The organism is Asticcacaulis sp. W401b, assembly GCF_046503825.1.
In the GTDB taxonomy this organism is placed as follows: domain Bacteria; phylum Pseudomonadota; class Alphaproteobacteria; order Caulobacterales; family Caulobacteraceae; genus Asticcacaulis.
On the sequence record NZ_JBKFEE010000023.1, the window covers coordinates 1 to 22,098 of the forward strand.

The 22,098-nt window shown below is 58.9% G+C and carries 31 protein-coding genes; 21 read left to right on the top strand and 10 right to left on the bottom strand.

All coding sequences use genetic code 11. The annotated features are described in order from the left end of the window. Positions 1-230 precede the first annotated feature (230 nt). The 3 genes from ACK8OE_RS19665 to ACK8OE_RS19675 are packed head-to-tail and all read left to right on the top strand — an operon-like array spanning position 231 to position 4,062. A complete protein-coding gene (locus tag ACK8OE_RS19665) occupies positions 231-1,508 on the top strand; it encodes a dsDNA nuclease domain-containing protein (protein WP_410274024.1) in 1,278 nt (425 codons plus the stop codon). Continuing rightward, positions 1,505-2,113, top strand: a complete 609-nt coding sequence (locus tag ACK8OE_RS19670; RefSeq protein ID WP_410274025.1) for a hypothetical protein — start codon at positions 1,505-1,507, stop codon at positions 2,111-2,113. The genes ACK8OE_RS19665 and ACK8OE_RS19670 overlap by 4 nt, the downstream gene beginning before the upstream one ends. Next, positions 2,110-4,062: an AAA family ATPase gene (locus ACK8OE_RS19675; RefSeq protein WP_410274026.1), complete on the top strand. Its 1,953-nt coding sequence runs from the start codon at positions 2,110-2,112 to the stop codon at positions 4,060-4,062. Before ACK8OE_RS19670 ends, ACK8OE_RS19675 begins: the two co-directional genes overlap by 4 nt. A 471-nt stretch (positions 4,063-4,533) precedes the next feature. Here ACK8OE_RS19675 and ACK8OE_RS19680 read toward each other — a convergent pair whose 3' ends face one another. Next, on the bottom strand, positions 4,534-4,956 hold the full coding sequence (locus ACK8OE_RS19680; protein WP_410274027.1) for a DUF1016 N-terminal domain-containing protein: 423 nt from the start codon (positions 4,954-4,956) through the stop codon (positions 4,534-4,536). A gap of 967 nt (positions 4,957-5,923) precedes the next feature. Here ACK8OE_RS19680 and ACK8OE_RS19685 point away from each other — a divergent pair. Beyond that, a complete protein-coding gene (locus ACK8OE_RS19685; protein WP_410274028.1) occupies positions 5,924-6,844 on the top strand; it encodes a DUF2493 domain-containing protein in 921 nt (306 codons plus the stop codon). Between the two features lie 56 nt (positions 6,845-6,900). On the opposite strand, the gene ACK8OE_RS19690 is transcribed toward ACK8OE_RS19685, so the two are convergent. The 6 genes from ACK8OE_RS19690 to ACK8OE_RS19715 all read right to left on the bottom strand — a co-directional run bounded on the left by ACK8OE_RS19690 (position 6,901) and on the right by ACK8OE_RS19715 (position 10,477). Next, on the bottom strand, positions 6,901-7,203 hold the full coding sequence (locus ACK8OE_RS19690; RefSeq protein WP_410274029.1) for an addiction module antidote protein: 303 nt from the start codon (positions 7,201-7,203) through the stop codon (positions 6,901-6,903). Then, entirely contained in the window at positions 7,200-7,550 is a 351-nt protein-coding gene (locus ACK8OE_RS19695) for a type II toxin-antitoxin system RelE/ParE family toxin (RefSeq protein ID WP_410274030.1), read from the bottom strand. The genes ACK8OE_RS19690 and ACK8OE_RS19695 overlap by 4 nt, the downstream gene beginning before the upstream one ends. A gap of 354 nt (positions 7,551-7,904) precedes the next feature. Further along, positions 7,905-8,951 carry a hypothetical protein gene (locus tag ACK8OE_RS19700; RefSeq protein WP_410274031.1) on the bottom strand — a complete coding sequence of 349 codons (1,047 nt, stop codon included), beginning with the start codon at positions 8,949-8,951 and terminating at the stop codon, positions 7,905-7,907. A 511-nt stretch (positions 8,952-9,462) separates the two neighbouring features. Further along, positions 9,463-9,744: a helix-turn-helix domain-containing protein gene (locus ACK8OE_RS19705; RefSeq protein WP_410274032.1), complete on the bottom strand. Its 282-nt coding sequence runs from the start codon at positions 9,742-9,744 to the stop codon at positions 9,463-9,465. Continuing rightward, positions 9,741-10,079, bottom strand: coding sequence for a type II toxin-antitoxin system RelE/ParE family toxin (locus tag ACK8OE_RS19710; RefSeq protein ID WP_410274033.1), 339 nt, complete (start codon positions 10,077-10,079; stop codon positions 9,741-9,743). The genes ACK8OE_RS19705 and ACK8OE_RS19710 overlap by 4 nt, the downstream gene beginning before the upstream one ends. A gap of 134 nt (positions 10,080-10,213) precedes the next feature. Further along, the gene (locus tag ACK8OE_RS19715) at positions 10,214-10,477 is read right to left on the bottom strand and encodes a DNA-binding protein (RefSeq protein WP_410274034.1); all 264 of its coding nucleotides are present in this window, start codon (positions 10,475-10,477) and stop codon (positions 10,214-10,216) included. 155 nt (positions 10,478-10,632) lie between these two features. Between ACK8OE_RS19715 and ACK8OE_RS19720 the strand changes: the two genes are divergently transcribed. The 10 genes from ACK8OE_RS19720 to ACK8OE_RS19765 all read left to right on the top strand — a co-directional run bounded on the left by ACK8OE_RS19720 (position 10,633) and on the right by ACK8OE_RS19765 (position 15,379). Continuing rightward, the gene (locus ACK8OE_RS19720; RefSeq protein WP_410274060.1) at positions 10,633-10,911 is read left to right on the top strand and encodes a DUF6927 domain-containing protein; all 279 of its coding nucleotides are present in this window, start codon (positions 10,633-10,635) and stop codon (positions 10,909-10,911) included. Between the two features lie 54 nt (positions 10,912-10,965). Next, positions 10,966-11,388 (top strand): antirestriction protein, encoded by a 423-nt coding sequence (locus ACK8OE_RS19725; protein ID WP_410274035.1) that lies wholly within the window; start codon positions 10,966-10,968, stop codon positions 11,386-11,388. 11 nt (positions 11,389-11,399) lie between these two features. Further along, positions 11,400-11,717: a hypothetical protein gene (locus tag ACK8OE_RS19730; RefSeq protein WP_410274036.1), complete on the top strand. Its 318-nt coding sequence runs from the start codon at positions 11,400-11,402 to the stop codon at positions 11,715-11,717. Positions 11,718-11,798: 81 nt separating this feature from the next. Beyond that, the gene (locus tag ACK8OE_RS19735) at positions 11,799-12,062 is read left to right on the top strand and encodes a hypothetical protein (RefSeq protein WP_410274037.1); all 264 of its coding nucleotides are present in this window, start codon (positions 11,799-11,801) and stop codon (positions 12,060-12,062) included. A gap of 153 nt (positions 12,063-12,215) precedes the next feature. Beyond that, positions 12,216-12,836, top strand: a complete 621-nt coding sequence (locus ACK8OE_RS19740) for a DUF433 domain-containing protein (RefSeq protein ID WP_410274038.1) — start codon at positions 12,216-12,218, stop codon at positions 12,834-12,836. Then, complete coding sequence (locus ACK8OE_RS19745) at positions 12,833-13,267, top strand: PIN domain-containing protein (protein WP_410274039.1); 435 nt, start codon at positions 12,833-12,835, stop codon at positions 13,265-13,267. The genes ACK8OE_RS19740 and ACK8OE_RS19745 overlap by 4 nt, the downstream gene beginning before the upstream one ends. Before the next feature lie 75 nt (positions 13,268-13,342). Further along, positions 13,343-13,858 (top strand): hypothetical protein, encoded by a 516-nt coding sequence (locus ACK8OE_RS19750; protein ID WP_410274040.1) that lies wholly within the window; start codon positions 13,343-13,345, stop codon positions 13,856-13,858. Between the two features lie 257 nt (positions 13,859-14,115). Next, the gene (locus ACK8OE_RS19755; RefSeq protein ID WP_410274041.1) at positions 14,116-14,508 is read left to right on the top strand and encodes a single-stranded DNA-binding protein; all 393 of its coding nucleotides are present in this window, start codon (positions 14,116-14,118) and stop codon (positions 14,506-14,508) included. A 59-nt stretch (positions 14,509-14,567) separates the two neighbouring features. Continuing rightward, complete coding sequence (locus tag ACK8OE_RS19760) at positions 14,568-14,756, top strand: hypothetical protein (RefSeq protein WP_410274042.1); 189 nt, start codon at positions 14,568-14,570, stop codon at positions 14,754-14,756. A 290-nt stretch (positions 14,757-15,046) separates the two neighbouring features. Next, positions 15,047-15,379: a hypothetical protein gene (locus ACK8OE_RS19765; protein WP_410274043.1), complete on the top strand. Its 333-nt coding sequence runs from the start codon at positions 15,047-15,049 to the stop codon at positions 15,377-15,379. Positions 15,380-15,393: 14 nt separating this feature from the next. On the opposite strand, the gene ACK8OE_RS19770 is transcribed toward ACK8OE_RS19765, so the two are convergent. Then, entirely contained in the window at positions 15,394-15,624 is a 231-nt protein-coding gene (locus ACK8OE_RS19770) for a hypothetical protein (RefSeq protein ID WP_410274044.1), read from the bottom strand. A 58-nt stretch (positions 15,625-15,682) separates the two neighbouring features. On the opposite strand from ACK8OE_RS19770, the gene ACK8OE_RS19775 reads away from it, so the two are divergent. From ACK8OE_RS19775 to ACK8OE_RS19805, 7 genes are all read left to right on the top strand, one after another. After that, the gene (locus ACK8OE_RS19775) at positions 15,683-15,823 is read left to right on the top strand and encodes a hypothetical protein (RefSeq protein ID WP_410274045.1); all 141 of its coding nucleotides are present in this window, start codon (positions 15,683-15,685) and stop codon (positions 15,821-15,823) included. A 290-nt stretch (positions 15,824-16,113) separates the two neighbouring features. Next, a complete protein-coding gene (locus ACK8OE_RS19780; protein WP_410274046.1) occupies positions 16,114-16,935 on the top strand; it encodes a ParA family protein in 822 nt (273 codons plus the stop codon). After that, entirely contained in the window at positions 16,932-17,873 is a 942-nt protein-coding gene (locus ACK8OE_RS19785; RefSeq protein ID WP_410274047.1) for a ParB/RepB/Spo0J family partition protein, read from the top strand. The genes ACK8OE_RS19780 and ACK8OE_RS19785 overlap by 4 nt, the downstream gene beginning before the upstream one ends. Before the next feature lie 113 nt (positions 17,874-17,986). Next, positions 17,987-18,541 carry a hypothetical protein gene (locus ACK8OE_RS19790; protein WP_410274048.1) on the top strand — a complete coding sequence of 185 codons (555 nt, stop codon included), beginning with the start codon at positions 17,987-17,989 and terminating at the stop codon, positions 18,539-18,541. Continuing rightward, a complete protein-coding gene (locus ACK8OE_RS19795; protein WP_410274049.1) occupies positions 18,538-19,539 on the top strand; it encodes a hypothetical protein in 1,002 nt (333 codons plus the stop codon). The genes ACK8OE_RS19790 and ACK8OE_RS19795 overlap by 4 nt, the downstream gene beginning before the upstream one ends. Positions 19,540-19,767: 228 nt before the next feature. Further along, positions 19,768-20,001, top strand: a complete 234-nt coding sequence (locus ACK8OE_RS19800) for a hypothetical protein (RefSeq protein ID WP_410274050.1) — start codon at positions 19,768-19,770, stop codon at positions 19,999-20,001. 203 nt (positions 20,002-20,204) lie between these two features. After that, complete coding sequence (locus ACK8OE_RS19805) at positions 20,205-20,654, top strand: MucR family transcriptional regulator (protein WP_410274051.1); 450 nt, start codon at positions 20,205-20,207, stop codon at positions 20,652-20,654. A gap of 122 nt (positions 20,655-20,776) precedes the next feature. Here ACK8OE_RS19805 and ACK8OE_RS19810 read toward each other — a convergent pair whose 3' ends face one another. Then, entirely contained in the window at positions 20,777-21,295 is a 519-nt protein-coding gene (locus ACK8OE_RS19810) for a response regulator (RefSeq protein ID WP_410274052.1), read from the bottom strand. 45 nt (positions 21,296-21,340) lie between these two features. Beyond that, complete coding sequence (locus ACK8OE_RS19815) at positions 21,341-21,556, bottom strand: hypothetical protein (RefSeq protein ID WP_410274053.1); 216 nt, start codon at positions 21,554-21,556, stop codon at positions 21,341-21,343. Positions 21,557-22,098 lie beyond the last annotated feature (542 nt).

Sequence of the window (22,098 nt, forward strand, 5' to 3'; positions counted from 1 at the left end):
GTTTGAGATATCTGCTGATCTGAAAGGCAGGATGCCCGGAAGCGAGCGTTGACGAGCCTATTCTTTGGTGGAGTGGATCGAATAATACGGCAACGTCAGCCTCCAACTTGTCTCTTCCCACGATCCCGGAGACACGCAAAGTCCGTGTACGCCGTTGCCAAGCAAGTGGAGTTCGCATAGCATACCACCAGAGGAGGTGGGCATGGATCATAAAAAAGGGACCGCTAAGTTTGACTAGCGGCAATATTCAATCGCAGGAAGTCCAATCCCATTCTCGGCTAAGTACGACGGCCAGCGGCGACCCCGGCGACGAGACCGAACGCAACTTCCGTTACCAACACCAATATGGTGTGGTGCTGCTTGCCGCCGTACGGCGCGGCAAGCTGAACTACATCGCCATCTACTGCGAACACCACGAAGACTTCTTGGCCGAACGCCCCGATGGCCTTTTCGACGCCTACCAGATCAAGACCTCGAAACCCGAGAATGGGGCTTGGACGCTAAAGTCGGTCCCTCTTACCAAATCGATCGGCCGCTTCGTCGATCTTATGGCGGCATTCCCCGACCAGATCGGGAGGTTCGTGTTCGTGTCCAACTCCGACGTAGATTCTGTCACGCCGGCGAGTACGGACGACAAACGTCGCGGCCGCTGTCCTGGCCTCATGCTGGACCATGTCAAATCCTGTAGCGACGCCGATGCGATACAGCCACCGTTTCGAAATACCTTCGACGCCCTGGCGGCGGAACTTGGTGCTGATAAAACGCAGCTCTTTGAAGTGTTGCGAAGGCTCGAAACTGTCAAAGGCCCCTCGCGCGAAGACTTCGACGCCGCCCTCGCTCAAGAACACATCGGCGGCCTTACCGAATGTGCGCATCTCGCGCCGGCCCCCCTCCGCGAACTCTGCAACAACCTCGTCGCCACGTTCCACCGCGCCGCATCGCTATTTGTGGTCGACCCCGATCGTCACCTCGCGAAGATTCCCTCCGGTACGACTGACAATCCAGTGATCGCGGCCAAGCGAATTGTGATCGCGGATGTGGCTCTGGCTCCAATGTCGACGGCCAGCGACACGTTTCGCTATCAAGGCCCACCGACCATCAGCCTAGGTCAACTTCGGCCCAAGCGCATCTTGGAACAGAAGCTGGAGCGCGGCGAAGTCGGCGATCTGATCGACTACATGAAGGCGCGCGAGCAGGCGGCTGAGTATCATTTTCTGGAGGAGCAAGCAAAAGACTCCGCCTGGGCAGCTCGCCAGCTCCGACAGGTCGAGGAAGCGGTCCACGGTGAATGCCTCGAGTCGTACATGGCGCATCAAACGCCTGGAGCGCCGTTCGGGCGAGCTATGTTTAACGACCTGTCGACCCGCCTACGGAGCTTGGAGACACAGCGGAGGGATCTGCTAGGAGGAGCGCCTTATGAACTGCTGATGGGTACCGCAGCACTGCTGACCCACGACTGCCGCGTATGGTGGAGCGACCGCTTTCAGGTCGACGGAGGCGAAGGATGAGCATCTCAGTCCTAAAGGCTGCGGCTGACGCTGAAAACGCCGACGGTCTACACCTCGCTCGACTCTTGGTGCTACTGCGAAGCGCGGACAAGCGCGGCAAGGGCGCACCGAAGCCGGTGGAGGGCATAACAAAGCTTGCGAAGTTGGACTTCCTGCTTCGCTACCCGGTTTATCTTGAACGGGCGTTGACAGCGCTTAACAAGGCGCCAGCGGACGCAGCGGTGTTGCCGCGGGAGCGCACGACCGTCGAGACCAAGATGATTCGGTTCCGCTACGGCCCATGGGATGGCAGGTATCGTCGCTGGCTCAGCCTTTTGTCCTCTCGCGGCCTCATCACCTTGTCGCTCAGCGGCCGCAAGATCGAGATTGGCTTGACAGATCGCGGTCGCATTCTTGCCGACGAGCTAGCCACACGAACGGCTTTCGCGGATTTCGCCACACGGGGCGCCGTCGTGATGAAAGCAGTCGGCACTATGCCTGCCACAAAACTTAAGGACTTCATCTACGAAATCGTCCCGGAGATCACGGGCATGAAGTGGGGCGCTGAGATCGGCGCCGGCAACCCCGAGGCGGAAACCATCGCCAGCAGCGGAGAGCCCCGATGAAATTTAATTTGGTGTCTTTAAAACTATCGCTTCGTCGAGCGGACGAGCAGATCGATTTCTCAAAGCTCAGCTACTTCTGGGGTCAGATGGGTGCGGGCAAGTCGAGCATTGCACGACTGATTGACTACTGTCTTGGCGGCACGATCCAGTTGTCGCCCGCGTTGCAGGCCGAATTCGTCTCGGCGACCCTGACCGTTGAGCTTGAACGAGCCATGGTTCACATCGAGCGGGCTCGGGATGCAGCCGATGTCCTTGCCTCATGGGAGGACGATCAGGGGCGCTATTCAATCGTTATACCCGCCCGTGCGGCTGCGGGCGAGGTTATCCCGGAGACCGGCGTCGAAACGTTGTCGGACCTGATCTTCTGGCTCTCGGAGATCAATCCGCCGCGTGTTCGCAAGAGCAAGGTCAAGTCAGACAGCAAGATCGTGCGTTTATCATTGCGCGACCTGCTTTGGTACTGTTACCTCGATCAGGACCACATAGACAGCTCGTTCTTCTACCTTGAGGAATCGGCTGAGTTCTATATGCGGCTTAAGAGTCGTGACGTGATCCGTTATGTCATTGGCTACCACGACGAGCGAGTCGCCGATCTGGAAGCTGAGCTTGATCAACTCCGAGCGAACAGGACCGCGCGGGTTGCGTCGATAGATAGCCTGTCCAAGGCATTATCGGAGGTCGGCATCGAGTCTGAGGCGCAAGTGGCAGAGCGCGAGTCGGGACTCCGCGCCGCAATCGTCCACGTGAACGCGGAACTGGAGGTGCTACGCAACGGACGTCGCGAGGAGCTGACTACCCATGCCATTGACGAATTGGCCAGGGTGGCTAGGGACTTGGGGTCTGAAATTGCTGAGATTGACCTCAACGCCGAGGAACTCCGAGCTATGCGGGACCGACATGTGAGGCATCGTAACGAAATCGAGATGCTGGGTCTGAAATTCAGGCGGTCTGCGGAAGCCCGCGAAATTCTTGGAGATGTGGCCTTTAGCGCTTGCCCGCGATGCACTCAAGCGCTGCCGAGCCGGCCGGCACAATGCTGTGAGGTGTGCGGCCAGGAGGATCTCGTGGATCTATTCGATCCGGCCGAGGTCGCGGCGCTTGAGGCTGACATCGCCAGTCGACGGACCGAACTGAAGGAAGCCATTGCCACGATCGACAGCAATCTAGCCAGCATGCGGGCACGCCGGTTGAACTTGCTCCAGGCCAAGGACAAGGCTGAAGCCGACATCAATCGCGCCGTCGCCGAACAGGACTCCGCCTTCCTCTCAATGAGCTTGCTGAAAGAGCGCGAGCGTGCGGCGCTGGAGGCCGAGCTAGCGAGCATCGCTTGGCTGCTACGCCTACCCTTATTGTTGCAGCAACAACGCGATGCTCTCGCACAAATAGTGGGGTTGGAACAGGCGAAGCGCGACGCGCTCAAAGAGGCGCGCACCAAAGCGGAGGCAGATCGAACAAGTCTCGATCGTTTCGCGGGCTACTTCCTGGACTGCCTAGTGCTTTCTGGAGTGCCGGGCATCCAACGCACCGATCATGTGGAGTTGAACCCACCCGACTTCTACCCGGCAATCCTTAGTGCAGACCCCAGTGACCTCACGCTCTCGACCTTCACCTCGCTCAGCAGCGGCGGAAAGAAGACCCTCTTCAAATGCTGCTTCGCGATCGCCTTGCACCGCATCGCGGCACAGCTTCACGCGCCACTGCCCGAGCTCCTAATAATCGACTCCCCGATGAAGAATATCAGTGAGCGGGAGAACAGGGCGCAGTTCGAAGGGTTCTATCGCATGCTGTACCAGTTGAACGGTGGGGAACTTCGGCAGACTCAGTTTGTCTTAATCGACAAGGAGTTCTTCGCGCCTTCCGATGAACTCGCTACAGGCGTCACGAACCGGCACATGCAGCCGGATAGTGACGAACACCAGCCACTAATTCGTTACTACAGAGGTAAATAGCGCAACAGGATCGGAATGTCTGTGGTCCACCATGGGGCCTGGCTCGACATCGGACTGGCCTGCTGGCGAATTCGGCTTTTGGTACTTGGCGCAGGCCATCGTAGCGACGGTAATGGAGGCGCATTACCGACATTCATCTGAGGAAGGCCCCAAGTCCTGTCCGGGCCATTTGTCGTCGAATGGCAATGTCCGCACTTGGGCAAAAGGGGAACGGGGCTATGGTCCGCTTTGGGCCAAAAGCGGGAAAATAGAACCTGCTTCCTCGCCTTGAGGTATCCACTCGGGGAGAGGGGATCTGTTGGATGATTCCCGCATCCCAGAACTCGTTGTTGCCTCGCTAACGCGCGAAAGGTGTCGCTTTCTTGCGCGTTTTTGGTGTTCGGAATGCGAAAAAGAGCGCAAAAACATACATCTTGGATTGCGAAAAATGCGCCATTCGCCAAAGAGCTGCGAAAAATCGGTGTTTTAACGCTAAATTTTCGGCGCCTTAATGCTAACGCACATTTCGGCTATAGCCTGACGGATGTAAAACTCGCGTTCTTCTGGTATCTGGCTTTGCCCCATGATCATCAAGTGGTGCGTCCAGGGCGATTGTGTCAGCAGTGCTGTCACAATTTTTGACCCACGATAGGTCTCGTAAAACTGCCGCATTCTGAACAGGTTTCTGGACGTGAATCCGCGCAGACCTGGGTAGGTCACGGCTATGTGCCGAGCCAATTGTTGAACGACGCCATCCCCCCATTCAGTAGCGGAGATCTTCCGGCTCAGAGCCTCACCAATTTGCCAGTAGAGGTCGATCAGTGTCGCATTGACCGCTACATACGCCCTTTGACGGGCGCTTTCGATCAGTTGCGTAATGGCGGCAAAATCATCACCCGTCGATATCTGACTCATGTTTCAAGCGTCCCCAACCGGTCAGGAAGGCAGTGCATGATTTCAAGCAGAGAGGAGGAGGAGCTACCGATCTTCATTTCACTTTAACGCTGTCGGGTTGTGCCGATATCAGTATCACAAACAGCGAAAAGCGGATCAGCCATTAGAAAACTTCGTCACTCCGATTATCGTCCTCGAATCGCCATCCCGACGTCAAAACAGACATGTAAAACCATAGTCAGCGGCAACTCAACTGACAAGGGACTGATTTGCCTGACCATCCCTCGAAGTTGATCTGGGGAGGCCGCACAGGAACGTGAGAGGCGGTTAAGAGCGGTTCGATTCCGAGGGGATGACCGCACGGCAATTGGGGGGTCAAAAGCGGCTATACTGTATCCAGACCCACCGTTTCGGGGGGCTTGACCAAAAAATCCCGATTTGGTCTCGTTAGAGGGCGGGAAGTTATCTCGCCGCAAACCTTTGTTTCACAACCGTTAGAGTGAATTTAAGGCAGCCATCATGACCAAAAAACTCCCAAAAATAAGCCTGGAATTGAGGTGCACCTGACTCACCTGGTGAGCCGTGTGGCCGTGGGCCGTCGCGCTGATCCTGTCGCGGCCCTTGGCTTAAGGTTTGGGCCGACATCATCACTGACCCGTCCTTCGTGCGTTGGGCCCGTCGTGTCGGGTGCTTGCGGGATAGGTTTTGAGGTCAATCTGGCCGATTTGCCGTCGGCGTGAGCGCCGTCGAGACCGCGTGTTTCGGTCGGGGAAACCGGGGGGTCTTGGGTGGGCCGTCGACCTGGCCTTGATCCTCTGACCGGTTGCCACAGGCCATCCCTTTTACGCGCAAGGGGCAGGCGCTTCGCTTGTCGCCCTTGGCGACCCCTTTGCGCGCGGTCTGGCCGGTGGACACCCAGGGTCAGAGGCCAGGTCATCCGGCCTCACCCTCTTTCGGTTTCCTCATTCGACCTTCAAGGATCACGCACATGTCTCTCTTCGGCGCCCCCACCACCTCCTATGATCACGTCACCGAGTTGTCTCACGATCCCCGTCCGTTTCCCGCGGAGAGCGAGGTCGAACACCTCGGCCACGCCCTCATGACCGAAATTCTCGACACCTTCGGCAAGGACGCCATGGAAGACCACGCCAGCATGATCGCCCACTGCATCATCGGCGGTATTCACGCCGCCCAGCAGCGCATCGAGCGTGACTACGATCGGGCGTCCAACGAGCTGAATAGCCTGCACCGCGAGTTCGACGGGTCCGAAGTCAAGGACAGCCAGATCCAGGATGCCACCGAACGCTCCCGCTATTTCGAGGCCGTCGCTGTCGTGCTGGAGACGTTTCGCCGGTCCGCCGAACGTACCTACGAGGTGCAAACCGGCGATGTCTGGACGCCCTATCGCGGATCGACCTCCAACCGCCTGACAACCTTTGCCGTCATGGAAGCGGGTGAAACCCTGCGCCGTAAGCGCCAGCACGCGCAGAAGGGGGCCGAACCGACCGCCAAGTACGTGGTCTTCCGCGGCGTGCAATCGGCGAACACCGATGCCGATGCCGAGCGTATCCTCGCCGCGCTCGACTATGCCCGCTCCAAGTGCCCTGACATGCAACTGGCCTGCACCGGCAATCTGGGCGCTGAGAAGATCGCCATGATGTGGGCGAAGTCCCGCAACATCATCGTCCACAAGACCGATTTCGCAAAAGCCGCCGGTCGCCGGGCCCCCTTTGTGGCCAACGACACCCTGCTGGCGCTGAAGCCGGTTATGGTCTTCTACATGCCGACCCCGGTGAACCCGCTGAATGCGCGTGATGCCGAGGCGTCGGGGATCGTGTTGAACATCGCCCAAAAGGCCAATGAGCGTGGCATCTTGACCTTCAAGGTGGCGGCGAAGGGGACGGCCTGACGGCCGCAGCCCCCGCGATAGCGGGGGCTTTCTCTTTTGATGGGGTATGGATAGGGTCAGGCGGAGAGGGCCGGCCGCTGATCCGGGGCGACGGTCAGTTTGACGCCGAGCGCATCGAGGATGGAGAAGATGGTTTCAAAGCGCGGGTGGGCTGTGGGGCGCAGCGCCTTATAGAGGCTTTCCCGGCCAAGACCTGATTTGGCGGCGATATAGGTCATGCCGCGCGCCTTGGCCACCTCTCCCAGGGCCATCAGGAACACCTGAGGGTCGCCATCTTCAAAGGCCGCATTAAGATATTCGGCAATCACCTCGTCGCTGTCGAGGAAGTCCGAGACCTTTAAGTCCGAATACTGCGTCATTGCGTCTTACCCTTTGTCTGTGCCGCCGCGTACGCCTCGGCTGCCAGGCTTTCTTCCAATTCGCTGGCCATTTTAAGGGCCCGCTTGATATCCGCCTTCTGACTCGACTTGTCACCGTCGGTCAGCAGATAGCAGACGACGTCGCGAATGCGCGTGTAGTAGGCACGATAGCCCGCGCCGACATGGATGCGCATCTCCGAAACGCCTTCACCGACCGGTTCGCAGTGCCCGAAATTGCCCGCTTTGGCGGCCGTGATCCTCGCCAGCACACGGGCCTTGGCCTTGGGGTCTTTCAACGCCCTGACCCAGTCGCGAAATTGATAGGACTGCTTGAACGCGAGTTCCATAGGTGACTTTTGATCGTATCCATTTGGATACGGATTGCAACAGGGAAGTCGGAGCTGCCTGTACCTCAGTTTGGTACGATGGCAAACGTGCTGCATGAAGTCGATCGGTCGGCGCGGCGTGCCGTTCAATCCCGTCCATAGCGATAGGGCACCTATCGACGTTCGGATCGAGCGCAAGGGGCTTCACTATCACCGGCTTAATTCCTATTCCGACTGTCTTTGAGACGTCCACTGCTACAGGGCGGGAGCGCCCCGACTGCGGCGGGACCGTGCTCGCAGGTCAGCCCCGCCGGGGCCGGGTCTTCGCCCTTCGGGTCGCGGTCCCTCGCGCGGCTGCGCATCGCGCGCACGCGGTTATCTGACGGGAGGAGAGGTGATCGGGACCATTAGAACACGGCCGCCGCCCAACGAGGTACGGCTATCGATATTCGTTCGCACAAGGATGAGGTCATTCGACACATCGTTTACGCGTACCCCCGCCGCATTGCGGAAGGGAGAGAAGGGCGTAAATGTCGGCGTGTCATCCCAGCCAAAATCGTAAAGTCCGTCAGCCCCTAACGCGAGGAGACCGGTGTCCCGATAAACGAGGCCATAAAAGGGCAGGCTCTGGCCGTGGAAGTTCGGATTCTGCGACGGAACCGTTTCCTTTGCATAGGTCTGACGTATCGTTTCGCCGCAAACTTCGATAAGACGCCCGTGAGACATCCGATGGACGCCTCCGAGCGCCGCTACGATGCAGTCGGGTTTTTTCGGCGACACGGCAAGGGCGTTGACCCGGTCGCAGTCCGGATCGAGCGGCTGTCCGCAAATGTCCCGATCGGCGTTCTTGAGCGTAGTCACAATTCCCGTTTTCAGATCGACCCTGTGCAGGCCTCCGCCCCATTCACCGGCACTGACGCCGACCCACAGGGTCTCACCCTTTGTCAGGATAACGGTTTGTCCGCCCCATGGCAGCCGGCCCGAAAGGGTCACGATACGGCGGGTCGGTCCCTGAAGCTGGAGAATCCGGCGGCCGGCCAGCACAACGATGTTGCCAGGCTGGCAATCCAGCGTACGTAAATTTTCGTGATCTTCGCGATCAAACGTGTCCGTCAGAGTCCAGGTTTCACCTTGCCGGGTCCAAAGTGTCCATTTGCCGCCTGATCGCGGCGCTGTCAGAGCCGTCACGTTTCCATCAATCGAACAGAGGCCATGGACCGGCTCCGATAGCACCTCGTCGACGCGCCTATTCTGTGGGGTAATATGGCTAAGGACCCCGGCGTCGGTCAGCAGCCACAGACGTCCCTCCGCGTGAACCGCCTGGCGGATCATGTCGTCTTGTCCCGGTCGCACCGGCTCGAGCGCCTGAGCGCCGCCGACGAACAGACAGAAGGCGGCAACCCCAGCCAGTAGACGATTCATTGGCCCCATATCCCTCGTTTGTTATCGCCTGACGTTATCACATGCCGGTTACGACCGGAAGGTGCGGGTCTGAACGTTATCGCGTAACCGATCAGGGCCTTTGGGCCCTTCGCAAGAGTCACATCGTCTTCGCCGATGTGGGATGGGGCGCGTCCCGTCACTGACGGGACCGGGCTCGTCGCAGGTCAGCCCCGGCCGGGCCGGGTCTTCGCCCTTCGGGCCTCGATCCCTCGCGCGTGCGTAGGTCAGTGAAGGACCGCCTGCCAACCTGTTGACTTCATTCAGTTTGGCAAAGCCCGCTAATTTTGTCTGACCGGCTTTGTCCGGTTAAGATGCGTGAAAAAGCACCATAATCCGGATAAGACAGGTCCGATTCAACAGCCCCAACTTGAGTCCATTGAATCTATTCAGAAATTTGAGCATTTCGTAAAGTCGCTAATTCTGACTAGCGCCTCTTAGGGATATCCTTTAGCGCACTGATTTGTTGTCGATCCACCGGAAGATGGAAGTCTCAGGCTGCGCGGTAAATTCGCATTTCGACGTGCTGACCGGTCTTGGCGATCATGGTGACAAGCATGTCCAGACCGAACAGTTCGATTTTTCCTCGCAGCAAATCGGAAATGCGAGGCTGGGTAACGCCCAAGACGTTAGCGGCCTTGGCCTGGGTCAGCTTTTCACGTTTGATGTACTCTTTAAGCTCGATCATAAGGGCTGACCGCAGCCGCATATTTTCGGCCTCGGCCGGAGTGCTCTCGATAGCGTCCCAAACGCTGGCGAATTTTTCGTTGCTCATGGTTTCAACTCCTTCACCAAGTCTTTGTATCGGCTCTGGGCCAGGTCCAAATCCCGCTTGCTGGTCTTTTGCGTTTTCTTCTGGAAACAGTGCAAGACGTAAACTGCATCCGAAAACTTAGCGACGTAGATCACCCGAAAGGCTCCGGCTGTGTCCCTGATACGAATTTCCTGAACTCCAGCCCCTACGGTCGCCATCGGCTTCCAGTCGTCCGGCTCAAGGCCGCGTTGCACTTGGTCGAGCTGGTGGCCGGCTTCGCGTCGAGCGGTATGCGGGAAATCCTTCAAGTCATTTAGGGCGCTACCCCAGAAAGCGACCGCCTTTAGGTCATCCATTTAGCGCATATACAATTTCTTGTATATTAAAGCAATGGCCACTCAGCAAAACCTGTCTTATTCCAAATTGCGTAACTGTACGGCTGTGAAGACGAATGGCCGGAGCGGCGCCGACGTGCCCCCTCAGTCTGGGGCTAATAGGTGCGTTTTGGTTCGATTGAAAACGAAACCCTGCCCTTGAGGAGATCCAGAAGCTTGAGAAAGGTGTTGAGGGTTGGCTCGTCAGAAAGGCCCGCATCTTCGTCCAAATGATCCAACGCGATCGCTACATCGTTTACGGCAGAGCAAATTTCCGCAATCTCACCGTCATCAAAGACAGCAGCCAAATAAGCTCGTGCCGTCTCCACCTCGCTGAGATACTCGGATGTGACAAATGGTTTTATCGACATGGCCATCATCGTCTTGCCCCCACCCGTAGGCACTCGAAAATTACCGTAACCCCTAGCGGCCAAAACGAGCTTCCGGCAAGTAAAGGTACCCTTGAGCGGTATCTGCGACAAATGTCGCGCTCCGCGACACTGGGGTTCACGTCTTGGCTTTCCACTCCATCGGTTTGAGGTACGCGACGGCGTGGCGCGTCCGGTGTCGTGCGCATGCGGCGGTAAGAGCGCGACCTGCACCCTTGGTTGGGACGAGGATCCGTCTGGCGAAGCCCCTCACTTTCGCCGACGAGATCTGCCATGGCGAGTTCATTGTGGTGCAGTACGTCCGGCGCGGCCGCAAGCGCACCGCCTATCGGGCGCCGAACGGCCGGCTTTATCGCATCCCCAACATCCAGACCCGCGACTACGAGGTCATCGATGGGCCGGTGAGCGGGTCGGTCGCCGGTTAAAGACGAAAGACAGGTCTCAGGAGGGTGTTCAATCGCCTGAAGGAGGCCTTTTCCATGTCCGATGCCCTCATGTCCTATCGACCCGTCGCCACTCTCGTTCCCGAAGACGCGCGCACGGGCTTTATCCCAAAGCTGCTGCCCGGCGTGCCGCTCCTGCTGGCCGAGACCTATGTCTTCCGCTTCATGAGCGAACTGTCGGCGGACTATGGGGGCGGGCTCTGGGCTTATTATTGCGCCTCAAATGACCCGCTCTATATGGCACCCAGTGGCCACGAACCGATGCGGGTCACCTGGGTCGACAATTTCTTCGACGGGGTGATGAGCGCGGATGCAGCCGGCATCGTCGCCACCTTATTTACCCTGTCGCACCTGTCGTTTCGTTATCCGTCCGAGGGGCTCTCCGAAAACTTCGAGCGTCTGCGCGACTTTTCCTACAGCCACGCCGAGGCCGAGCTGATCGGCCGGGCCATAGACTGAGGGAGGGTGTCATGAGTCTGGAATGGTCACAGGGCTATCAGGCCGGGCTCGCTGGCTGTGCGATCGATGCCCAGCAATCGACGCCATGGCACTTCGGCATCGATCAGGGCAAAAAGGACCGCAATCGTCGCGCATTGCGAGCTTGTGTGGCCGTGGCGCAGGCGGAGACACCGCCGCCGCGTTGGGTCGTGTTCGAGTACGACGTCCCGGTTGTCGACGAGACGTCGGTCACCGATCCGGTGGTGGTCGACGGTGATCCGACCTATTTGCAGGAAGCGCTTAAGCAGGCCGACGATCAGCACTGGCCGAGCCGGCGGTTCGGATATTGAAACGACGAACTTAAGGGTCAGATGTCGAAACCTCTGCCGTATGGCATATGATGACGATAGAAGTCCAAGATCGAGAAAGTCATGCCGAGACACATTCAAATTCGAGACAACAAGGGCGGCAACGATGTGGAAATGCGCCGCGCGGGCGCGGCTTACGCCTGCACCTTGCCGGCTACAATGGTCGAAGCGGCAGGCTTCAGGGATGGCCGCATCGGTAAGGCGGGAAGGCGCAAGCGCAATCGCTTCACCCTCGATGCCCTATTGTCTGAACTCCCTGAAACGGTTGAGTTGACCGACGAACAAAGAGGCTGGGAGCACATGCGCCCTACCGGTAAGGAAGTCTGATAGACCGCCCACTGAGACCGATACGAGGCGATATCAATTACCGGAATTCGCTGCAGCCGCCGGAGGGCGACACGACGCGGGCGGACTGTAAGACTGGATATCTTGATTGCGCGGTAATTCATGTCTATATTCACATGCATTAGAGGTGACGCTATGCAGACGACCGGAAAATTTACCACTGCTCAGACCGCGGCGATGCTCGGCTGGTCGGTCGACAGGCTCAATCGGACCCGTAAAATCCTGATCCCTGCGGCTACGGGCAAGTCGGCCGGCAAGGCGACCCCGCGCATCTACGACTACCGCGACCTGCGTTTTCTGATCCTTGCCAAGAAGCTGGACAAGATTCTCACCCCCGATGGCCAGCAACGGGTCTTCAAGTGCATCAAGTCGATGAAGGTCACTGACCAGACCTTGTTTGTCGCCGACGTGCCGATTGATCTCGGACCGGTGGATGACGAGTTGCAGAGCGCTATCCGCAAGCTCGAAGACGTCGGCAAAGGCATCGTCGAGACCGGTGGCGACGCGTTCTTCGAGGGAACCGACATCTCGGTCTATCGGGTCGCCGCTCTGAAATCCGCGCAGACGTTGGACGAAATTCTCGAAGATTACCCTTCGCTGACGCGCGCTCAGGTCGAGCGCGCAGTCGCATTCAGTAAAGCCTCGCCCAAACGCGGCAAGCCCTATCCAGGCGTCAGTTTGAAACGCGCCCTGAGCCACCTGGCCGAACTGGGCGCGTTTGACGCGGATGAGGGTGACGCCGAGGCGGGGCGGTGAGCCTCTATCTGATCGACGTCAATGTGCTCCAGCAGTTTCGGCCAGGCGGCAATGCCAATGTCGCGAAATGGAAGGCAGGCATCGACGATAGCAAGATACGTATCTCAGTTCTCACCATTTATGAGATGAAGCGGGGGGCCTATGCCAAGGGCCGGGGCACGCCCGCCTGTGACAAGTTGCTCGCCGCCATCGACCTCTTCGTTCAGTCGTTTGGGACAAGCATTGTCCCGCTCGGCATAGATGAGGCCTCGAAATGGGCAGAGACGGTGCGGGGCGCGTCCAAGGACAGCATTGATCGGGCGCTGGCTGCGGTCGCGGCTGTGAATAATCTGACCGTGGTCACCCGCAATACAGTGCATTTTAAGGGACTGGGCGTGCGCGTTCTCAACCCCTTCGATGACCCGCCAACTGTGGTCGAGCCTGACGCCTGACGTCTTTGGTGAGGCTGGGGCGAAAGACAAAGACAGGGCCTTGGGAGGTGTCTCACTTGAAAGGAGCACATCCCCATGGCAGACTATCATTCCCCTACCGTCATTCAGCCCAATCTTCCGCTGGCCGATATCAGCCCGCTTGAGCGTTTGTTGCTCGGTGCGATGTTCGACGCGGAAGTCGATGGCGACGGACTGTATCTTTGCGCCGAATTGTCGATCGACACCCTGCCGTTTGTCGGCGTGGGGGAACTGCGTGCCAGCTATGCGGAGAGTCTCGGTTTCGAGAGCCGCTTGCTGGCGCCCGTTCAGCTCTGGCTCGATCAGGTCAGCGAGGCCGCAGACCTCGAAGACACGTACTTCGATTTCGACGCGCACCTCGAAGAGCCGGCCTATCAGATCATGCTGCAGGACATCGTCCGCCGCTCGGCCACCATCGGCTATTTCATCATTGAAGGTGCCTATACCTGCACCAAGATGCGGGCCGACGGGTTCGGCGGGTGGGCCGGGCTCATCCATGCCAACGGTATTCGTGTGGAAAGCACACGCGACGTCATCGAGCGCTTTTTCGGTGAGGAGAAGGTCCCGTTCTGATCCAGCGGGTTCAGGGACCTTTACCCGGCAGCTCCGCCTCACCCTGGCCGCATCCCCACAGCCACGTCACTCCATCGCGATCGAGCATGACGTCTTACTCCGGCCGTGCCGTCGCGCAAGGGGCAAGCCCTTCTCCACTGCGTTGCGACCCTTCGGGTGCACGCCAGCCCTTTGACCGGAAATAAGAGCGCATGATCGCGGTGGACCCGCGAGCCCGCGGGGATGCGCCCCAAGGGTCAAATGCATAGGAGCTACCCATGAAGTGCAAAGTTCAACTGATCGGCCGCCTCGGTTCCGAACCGGAGATCACCAGCCTCGGCAACGGCGCACAGGTCGCCACGCTGAGTATCGCCACCGAAGAATACTGGAAGGACAAGCAGGGCAATGCCCAACGCCGCACCACCTGGCACCGCGCCAAGTTCTGGGCCGAAGGCACCATCGGCTACATCCAGCGCAACCTGACCAAGGGCCAACTGGTCGAGGTCGAAGGTGGCTTCCGCTACGAGGAATACACCGACCGCGAGGGCGTGAAGAACAAGGTGCCGGTCATCAACGGCACCAACATCATGCCGCTGTCCTTCCCGGATAATAGCCCGCCCGAGGGCCAGCCCGGCAATGGCTCCGGCGAAGACGACTACATCCCTTACTGATCAGCATCGCCCTCCGGTTACCGCCGGAGGGCATTTTTGATTTATCGGAGGTTATCGACATGGCTCGTATTCAATCCAGCTTTTCATCCATCGATCCCGACGACGCCGAAGACCCGGCCTTCTGGGACTGGCATTTGGGAACCGCCAGAGCGCAGGATCACTTCGAGGCGGCGTCGGACGCGCACCGGCTCGATCTGGCCGAATTCTACAGCCTGGCGGACGCCGAGCGCCGGGCGCGTGAGAATTAAGCATACGGGCGGTCTTCGGGCCGCCCTTTTTCCGTAGGTTCGGGTTCGACTTTCGGGGGCTGGGCCCCACGGGGTCCGCCCGCGAAAGCCGTGCATCTTTGCCCTTGGCTTCAGATGGCCGCCCCGCCGCTGCCGCTCGGTTCGGGGCGCAACGCCATTGGGGTGTGCAGGTCCCCCATCCTGCCAGCCATCCCGATCCGTCAACGGCTGCGCCGTTCCCCTTCGGTGACCGATCGGGGCCCTGGCTGGTGGATGGGCGGCCTCTTTCACTTCATTCCTGGAGGCCTGTCATGGTCTACTTTTCGGGTAATCTCATCTCGTGGATCGCACAGTCGCGCGGTTATGCCTTTCGGATCGGTTTGGATGTGTTCGACGAGTCTATGGACCCGGACGTGGTTCATCATGTGGCCATGCAACTGGCCGGCAGCTTAGAGACGCTGACGAAGACGGCGGTTGGCAAGCTTCATCGCTCGCCTGAGGCGCCGATGGCCTATGTGAAGGCGTTTTCAGATTACACGGACGGGTACACGCTTTGCCCGGTCCGTCACCGGCAATGGCGTCTGTTGCGTCGCCGGTCGGCCAAGCTGGACCGTCGTCTGGCGCGCTGGTGGGCGGACGGGTGATGCCGCGCCTCTTATCACACAGGTACGGGCGGATCGGGGGCGGTGGGGAGGCGTGCCGCCTTGCAGACCGGCCCTTGGCCTTGTCTGGCCGCCGCTCGGTCTTCGACCTTCGGGCGCGTCGTGTACCGGCTGGTCGCCGGTACGGTCATCTCATCAATGATCGGCCCAGCGTAGCAGATCACCTCAAATGTCAACGGCTGCGCCGTTTCCCTTGGGCCCGGCTGTGCCTGGCCCTGCGGTGACATTGGAGGGCTCCGATCTGCCACGAGGCCCTATCATTTAATCGATAGGAAGGGTTACGACATGAACACGCAATTCCAAACCGTCCAAACCAAAGCTTGCGGCCGCTCCGATGATGCGGAAATCGAGGCGCTGGTCTCGGCCCTGGAGGCGAAGTGGGCGCATGAGCGGATCGCGCGCGAGGCGGCTGCGCTACAGAATTAATCGATAGGGTCGCCCGGCAACGGGTGGCCCTCTTTTTTTGTTTTCGAGCTGACGGTGGGCGGGGGGGGAGCGATCTTGAGGTGGCACCATGCCAATTTCGTGAATCGCCAGGCCTGAATTCGGTATTGCACCTGCGAGTTACGTGCACTAGCCCTATCGGTCCCCGCGTAATTTTCACTACCCCACCTCTTGAGACATCTGCCGGAGCCGCTATGCGCCGGTCGATCCCCTATGCCTGCGCGGGCCCCTGACGCTTCTGTTTGTTGCGTCCATCCTCATGGAGCCTAATCATGAAAACCCTTGTCTTCGCCAATCAGAAGGGGGGTGTCGGCAAGAGTGCCATCACGACCCAATTAGCTTTCTATCTCCAGTCTCTCGGTTTGCGAGTTCTGGTGATCGATCTCGACCATCAGGGCAATACGAGCCGACCGCTGGCGGATTCTGGCCGGGTCACCGTCGCCAGCGGCACCGCCGCCGACCTTCTCGATGGGACCTTGGGCGCGGCATCCCTCCAAGGGAACTTTGATCTGGTCCCATCGCATGTGGCTCTGACCCTATGCGAGCGGAAGGCCGATCAGCACAATCACATGGCGTCGAACCTGAGTGACTTTCTGTCATCGGTTTGTGATTTTGACGTGTGCCTCATCGATACCAACCCCAACCCGGACATCCGCTATGTGTCGGCGCTTGTCAGTGCCGACTATGTGCTGGCACCGATCCAGCTCAATCAGGAAGCCATCGAAGGCCTGGCCGGACTGGTCCAGCATCCGCAGTTTGGGCTGGAGCGTATTCGCAGCGTATTGAACCCCAAGCTCGTGTTTATCGGCATTCTCCCTAATCTGGTTGAGCCCACGCCTTTCCAGCGGACCAACATGGTGGCGGTGACGCGGCGTTTCGGGTCCCGGCTTCTGCGCAGGGAGCACAACGGTCAGGTCGAATACGGCTTCATTCCCAAGCGTTCGGCGATTGCCGAGGCGCAGGCCGAGGCGGTGTTTCTTCCCGACCTGAAAAAAACCAGTGCCCGTGATGCCTGGAAAGAGATCCAGCCGGTGTTCGATATGATCCTGTCGGCGATGGGCGTTAGTGCCCCGCAGACGGAGGATGCGCAGTGAGTAAGCTCAATCTCGATCTGCTGCGCGACTTCGATGCAGGGACAGCGTCAGCGGGGATGCCATTGAAATTGTCGCTCGACCTTGTGCATGAAGATCCCAATCAGCCGCGAAAGGCGTTTGATGCGGCGGCGCTCGGCGAACTGAGCGAAAGCGTCCGGGTCTCAGGGATCAAGTCGCCGATTTCGGTCCGCGCGCATCCGACCTTGTCCGGCCACTATATGCTGAACTTTGGGGCCCGACGTCTGCGGGCTGCGCGCGCCGCCGGTCTGGAGACCATCCCGGCGTTTCTCGACGAAGCCCATAGTGACTATGAGCAGGTCGTCGAGAACCTGCAACGCGACAATCTGACCCCGATGGAGATGGCGCAGTTTATCAACGGCAAGCTCAAGGGGGGAGACACGGCGACCGAGGTCGCGCGCCGTCTGGGTATCGATAAGGCGGCGGTCAGCAAGTACGGCGCGCTGATAGACGCCCCCGAAGCGGTCGAGGCCGTCTATCGCGAGGGTCGATGCACCTCGCCAAGCACGCTTTACGATTTACGCAACGCCTATGGGCGGTGGCCCGACGAAGTGTCGGCGTGGCTGCGGACAGGTGTCGAGGTATCACGCGGGTCGGTGTCGGCGCTTAGGAAGCGCCTTAGCGACGCGAATTTCCTCGACGTGTCTGCCCAGACCGAAGAGGCTGATCCCGGTTCAATGTCCACGTCAGGAGGGCCGGGTGCTGTGCACGGGGTCGGCGGGTCCGTTCGACCCGTTCACCGGACGGTATTGAAGCGCCGCACGGCGATGCTGCGCGTGGCGGTATCAGGCCGCGAGGCGATGCTACGGCTCGATCGCTGGCCGTCGTCGCCTGAGCGTGTGGTTGTTCAGTTCGCCGATGGCGGCATCGAAGAGGTCGATGCCGGGGCCATACGGGTGCTGGGCGTGACCGAAGTTTGAGCTGTCTGGCCCTGGGCGTTGTGCATGTCCAACAAGGACGAGGTTTGTAGAGAACGTGCAGGATAGGCCATAGGCCGGGTTTGTATTACGTGATTTTTTGAGGTTGCTTAGCGATGCAGAATTCTTCTGACCCGACTGACAAACCAAAGGCTCGCCCCACCACCCTGGTGGTCGACTTAAAGGACTTAAAAGCCCCCTGGACCGACTGGTGCGCCTCCCATGGCCTGACACCCTCAGAGGCGGTCAGGCGCGTGCTGGGCACGGTGATCTCCGGGAGCGCCAAGGGCAATAGCCCGGCGCCCGAGAGCGTCTCGGCCGCCGCGCTGCGCCGCTGTGAAATCCGCCTCTCGTCGGATGAGCACACGGCCCTGATGCGACTGGCGGAAGAGGAGGGCATGACGCTTTCGAGGTGGTTTCAGGCGCTGGTGCGCCTGCATCTGTCCGGTCGGCCGCAGTTTGGGCGCCAAGAGATCGCGGCCCTGGTAGAGTCGAATCAACAGATCCGCGCTATCGGGCGGAACCTCAACCAGGTCGCCCAGCGCCTCAATGAGGGGAGCGGGGAGGGCGTGAGCACCGAACAGATGCAGGGTCTGCGCGACGCTATCGAGACGCACAAGTCGCACGTGCGAGTGCTCTTGGATGCCAATGGCAAGCGGTGGCGGCCATGAGTTTACCCAGAGCGTATGTCGACGGGTTTCTGGTGGAATGGGAGGCGGGCGAATACAAGGCGCAGGTCAAGATGCTGCGCGCCACCTCGAAAGCGATCCGATTGTTCGGTTCGGAACAGGGGGCTGGCCGGGGTACGGGCACGTCGGCCGACACGGCCAAGCGCGCCCAAGCCGTACGGGAGCGGCTGGCGCGCACCGTGCGGCGGGTGCCCGAGGTGATGGTCAAGATTACTTCCGGCAGTAAGGGCATGAAGCAGATCGGGCGGCACTTCAACTACATCAGCCGCGACGGCCAGATCGAACTGGAGGATCAGGACGGCCTGGTCGTTAAGGGCAAGGCCGAGTTGAAAGAGCTGAAAGATGACTGGCGTTCGGGCGGTCTGGAGCCCATCGGGGAGACCAGCGATAGGCGCGACACGCTGAACATCGTGTTCTCCATGCCGGCGCAGACGGACGAGGTCAGCCTGAAGCGTGCCCTGCGGGCGTTTGCGAAGACTGAGTTTGCCCGTCATTCGTACGTGTTCGCTTATCATACGCCCTCGACCGACCCGGACCCCGATCCCCCCGACCATCCGCATATCCACCTCAGCGTGAAGATCGAGGGGCACGACGGGCGACGGCTCAATCCGCGTAAGGCCGATCTGCAGCGCTGGCGCGAGGGCTTTGCCCACGAGTTGCGGGCGCATGGGATCGAGGCCAATGCCACAAGCCGTCTGGCGCGCCTGCGGCGTGATCGCGGGGAAAAGCGGGGCCGGGTGGAGGCGCAAGCGCGGGGTGCCAGCACTTGGACTGGACGCACGGCGCTCGATCCGGAGCGTCTGGCCGTTGCTCAGAAACTGGAAAAGGACCGTATCGACTATGTCTATGCGGCGAGTAAGGTGCTGGGACAGTCGGAAGATCCGACGGACCGGGCGTTGGCGGTGGATATCGCCCGGCACCTGCAAATGGAGCTTAAGGTGAAGGCTCCTGCCATCGCGCGGCCGGAGCCAGAGCGATAGAACGCGGATCCAATCGATGCCATGACGCGCTTGTGATAGCGGGGCCTTGGTTTATTGAAATGACTCATATATATTTAACACGTCGTCGGGATCGCCCCCCCCCCCTCGAATCCGGCGATGAAAAACGGACGTCCTCATGCCCCGAGGACGTCCGTTTGCGTTTTGGGGGAAGGCTCATGGCCCTTTTATTCTGCCTGTGGCATGGTGGGATGAAAGGCGGGCCATCAGATGAATATGCAAAGCTCCGCGAAGGATGTAACGCTGCAGGCGCTGCGCGAAGCGATCGCGACAGGCACGCGCGGGGAATTTGTCTGCGCCTTTGACAAAAACATTGATCTCGATACCTGGAGCAGGCAAGCGCGAGAGCTTGCGGGTTTCGCGGAAAGTAAAGGCTACGCGGCCAGGGCTCATCCTACGGCGGTGGGTGCCAACTTGGTCGATTTGCTAGTGGTGCGGATTTAGGCGGGTTCACCCGACGCCGAAGCGAACGGATGAACCCAAGTGTCCGCGCGCCTCTCCGCAACGGGCTCTGCGAGCAAAAAGATGTTCGCGCCAATTGTCAATTGTGAAGCAGCCTTTGACGTGGGGTTCGCGTCAGTATAAGGCAAGAGCTTCCTGATTTCACCTAAATTTGAGCCGTTTGACCGGCGAACAGGGGTACATTCTTGGAACAAAAGTCAGAAATCACGGATAAGGTCGTAGAGATCGTGTCAGCCTATCTCGGCAACAACTCAGTGCCGCCGACAGAAGTGCCGCAGCTTATTCAAAGTGTTTACGGCGCGCTAAGCGGATTGTCTCCGGCTACCGCCATTTGTGAAGACACGCAAAAAGCGCCGGCGGTTTCCATCAAGAAATCTATCGGGACTGATTACCTCATTTGCCTGGAGGATGGCCAAAAATTCAAATCTTTGAAGCGCCATTTGGCGACCAAGTACAATCTAACGCCTGACGAATACCGCGCGAAGTGGGGCCTACCGAAAGACTATCCGATGGTGGCCCCCGGCTATGCCGAGACTCGCTCTAACCTGGCCAAGCAGTTTGGGTTAGGGCAGATCGGTCGCGGCCGTCCGGCCGCCGCGACTGCGTATATAGCCCGTCGCCGTAATGTGTCTTAAGTTCGGGGGGCGCTCTTGCCAGACTAGGCGAGAGGCCGGCCAGATCGATTCTGATCGATGCGCGCCACAGTGATCTTGCCAGAGGCCAGCGCACGGACCGGATTATCCCGGCGGGCAGGTTCTTATACCTGGAGGTCGCGCCACTCGCCCGTTTCCTCCGGGGGGGACTGACGGCGATCTTCACCGTTGTAGGAATCTATTCGCCGTCGGCGGTCTGGTCCAAAATACCCCGGCGCTTTGATAAACGGACGCGGTGAGTTGATGATCTCCCGCACCTTCTTATAAAGTTCGGTCGCTGTTACAGGCTTGGTGCAGAACTCAGTCGCGCCGGCGTCTCTTGCTGAAATCACGCGTGTTCGTTCAGAGTGCGCTGTCAGCATTATGATGGGAATATGGCGGTTTGGACTGTCAGTTGAATTGCGTACCATTTGCACGAACTCGATACCATCCAAAACCGGCATTTGATAATCACAGATTATAATGTCGATGGGATTTGTTTTTAGGGTGTCAAACGCCTCCGGCGCGTCCCTCGCTTCGATCACCTTTTGGGCCCCAAACCCTCGAAGTATCGTCTTTATTATAACGACCATGTGGTGGTTGTCGTCGACCAAAAGGAAGTTTACATTTTTCAGCGACGCCATAAAGCTACCCGTCGCAGGCTAGGCACTGCCACTTTGTTCCACTCATCAGCGTGTTTGAAGGCTTATCACACTCAACAAACTGAGGGTGATTTGACGTTTTGCCAGAGCTTCAGACTGGATTTGTGTTTGCGGATCCGTTGCCTTGACCGCCGCCACCTGGATGTTATCCGCTCTTTGCGCTTCTTCTGTTTTTGCGCTGCGCATGAAGGATTGTAGCAGGTGGTTCGGCCCCAACACACCTGGCGAAATGGTTAAACTCATAGAGCGCCTCCTGCTTCAATTTAGTCAGCCATAGTTAATTTAGAGCTAACCCTTTCGCCCCGGTTTTGGGTGGGTGCGTTATGCGGGGAGCAGTATGAGAGCAGGGGGGCACATTTCATAACCGCTGTTTGTAAGGAGCTGAGGTGAACGGAGTCGGTGAATTAAAGCCGTAGTTTTCCGGGTGCCGGATGACATGTTCGCTAGCAGTTGCAGCGGAGAAAACTTTCGAGGCACCGTTTGTCGAAGGCGTCGTCTGGATATGGGCAGCGCTTGTACGCTTCGAGGATCATAAATACGGTCGATGTGTGGACGAGACGCTCGCTTAGCTGTGGTTACCCATGAGTTCGGGCCTCCGACGCCCCCGTGGAGCGGCCATTGTGATCACGAAAAGTTTATGGACGGCAGTCTCTTTTTGAGAACGATTTCATTAGTATATTATCTCATAATAATCAGATATTTGCGGGTTTGAACAGCTGGGACCTAATACTAAGGCTGAGATCACGTTAACGCCTTGGCAACCCGAAGGAATAACAATGTAATCT

Excerpts from the sequence above, each read along its gene's own strand:
- ACK8OE_RS19765 (WP_410274043.1), top strand. The coding sequence starts at position 15,047 with ATGGTCTACTTTTCGGGTAATCTCATCTCGTGGATCGCACAGTCGCGC.
- ACK8OE_RS19690 (WP_410274029.1), bottom strand. The coding sequence starts at position 7,203 with ATGACGCAGTATTCGGACTTAAAGGTCTCGGACTTCCTCGACAGCGAC.
- ACK8OE_RS19760 (WP_410274042.1), top strand. The coding sequence starts at position 14,568 with ATGGCTCGTATTCAATCCAGCTTTTCATCCATCGATCCCGACGACGCC.
- ACK8OE_RS19800 (WP_410274050.1), top strand. The coding sequence starts at position 19,768 with ATGAATATGCAAAGCTCCGCGAAGGATGTAACGCTGCAGGCGCTGCGC.
- ACK8OE_RS19685 (WP_410274028.1), top strand. The coding sequence starts at position 5,924 with ATGTCTCTCTTCGGCGCCCCCACCACCTCCTATGATCACGTCACCGAG.
- ACK8OE_RS19770 (WP_410274044.1), bottom strand. The coding sequence starts at position 15,624 with ATGTCACCGCAGGGCCAGGCACAGCCGGGCCCAAGGGAAACGGCGCAG.
- ACK8OE_RS19680 (WP_410274027.1), bottom strand. The coding sequence starts at position 4,956 with ATGAGTCAGATATCGACGGGTGATGATTTTGCCGCCATTACGCAACTG.
- ACK8OE_RS19780 (WP_410274046.1), top strand. The coding sequence starts at position 16,114 with ATGAAAACCCTTGTCTTCGCCAATCAGAAGGGGGGTGTCGGCAAGAGT.
- ACK8OE_RS19740 (WP_410274038.1), top strand. The coding sequence starts at position 12,216 with ATGCAGACGACCGGAAAATTTACCACTGCTCAGACCGCGGCGATGCTC.
- ACK8OE_RS19715 (WP_410274034.1), bottom strand. The coding sequence starts at position 10,477 with ATGATGGCCATGTCGATAAAACCATTTGTCACATCCGAGTATCTCAGC.
- ACK8OE_RS19755 (WP_410274041.1), top strand. The coding sequence starts at position 14,116 with ATGAAGTGCAAAGTTCAACTGATCGGCCGCCTCGGTTCCGAACCGGAG.
- ACK8OE_RS19790 (WP_410274048.1), top strand. The coding sequence starts at position 17,987 with ATGCAGAATTCTTCTGACCCGACTGACAAACCAAAGGCTCGCCCCACC.
- ACK8OE_RS19750 (WP_410274040.1), top strand. The coding sequence starts at position 13,343 with ATGGCAGACTATCATTCCCCTACCGTCATTCAGCCCAATCTTCCGCTG.
- ACK8OE_RS19775 (WP_410274045.1), top strand. The coding sequence starts at position 15,683 with ATGAACACGCAATTCCAAACCGTCCAAACCAAAGCTTGCGGCCGCTCC.
- ACK8OE_RS19705 (WP_410274032.1), bottom strand. The coding sequence starts at position 9,744 with ATGAGCAACGAAAAATTCGCCAGCGTTTGGGACGCTATCGAGAGCACT.
- ACK8OE_RS19670 (WP_410274025.1), top strand. The coding sequence starts at position 1,505 with ATGAGCATCTCAGTCCTAAAGGCTGCGGCTGACGCTGAAAACGCCGAC.
- ACK8OE_RS19735 (WP_410274037.1), top strand. The coding sequence starts at position 11,799 with ATGCCGAGACACATTCAAATTCGAGACAACAAGGGCGGCAACGATGTG.
- ACK8OE_RS19675 (WP_410274026.1), top strand. The coding sequence starts at position 2,110 with ATGAAATTTAATTTGGTGTCTTTAAAACTATCGCTTCGTCGAGCGGAC.
- ACK8OE_RS19815 (WP_410274053.1), bottom strand. The coding sequence starts at position 21,556 with ATGAGTTTAACCATTTCGCCAGGTGTGTTGGGGCCGAACCACCTGCTA.
- ACK8OE_RS19810 (WP_410274052.1), bottom strand. The coding sequence starts at position 21,295 with ATGGCGTCGCTGAAAAATGTAAACTTCCTTTTGGTCGACGACAACCAC.
- ACK8OE_RS19725 (WP_410274035.1), top strand. The coding sequence starts at position 10,966 with ATGTCCGATGCCCTCATGTCCTATCGACCCGTCGCCACTCTCGTTCCC.
- ACK8OE_RS19695 (WP_410274030.1), bottom strand. The coding sequence starts at position 7,550 with ATGGAACTCGCGTTCAAGCAGTCCTATCAATTTCGCGACTGGGTCAGG.
- ACK8OE_RS19730 (WP_410274036.1), top strand. The coding sequence starts at position 11,400 with ATGAGTCTGGAATGGTCACAGGGCTATCAGGCCGGGCTCGCTGGCTGT.
- ACK8OE_RS19795 (WP_410274049.1), top strand. The coding sequence starts at position 18,538 with ATGAGTTTACCCAGAGCGTATGTCGACGGGTTTCTGGTGGAATGGGAG.
- ACK8OE_RS19710 (WP_410274033.1), bottom strand. The coding sequence starts at position 10,079 with ATGGATGACCTAAAGGCGGTCGCTTTCTGGGGTAGCGCCCTAAATGAC.
- ACK8OE_RS19700 (WP_410274031.1), bottom strand. The coding sequence starts at position 8,951 with ATGAATCGTCTACTGGCTGGGGTTGCCGCCTTCTGTCTGTTCGTCGGC.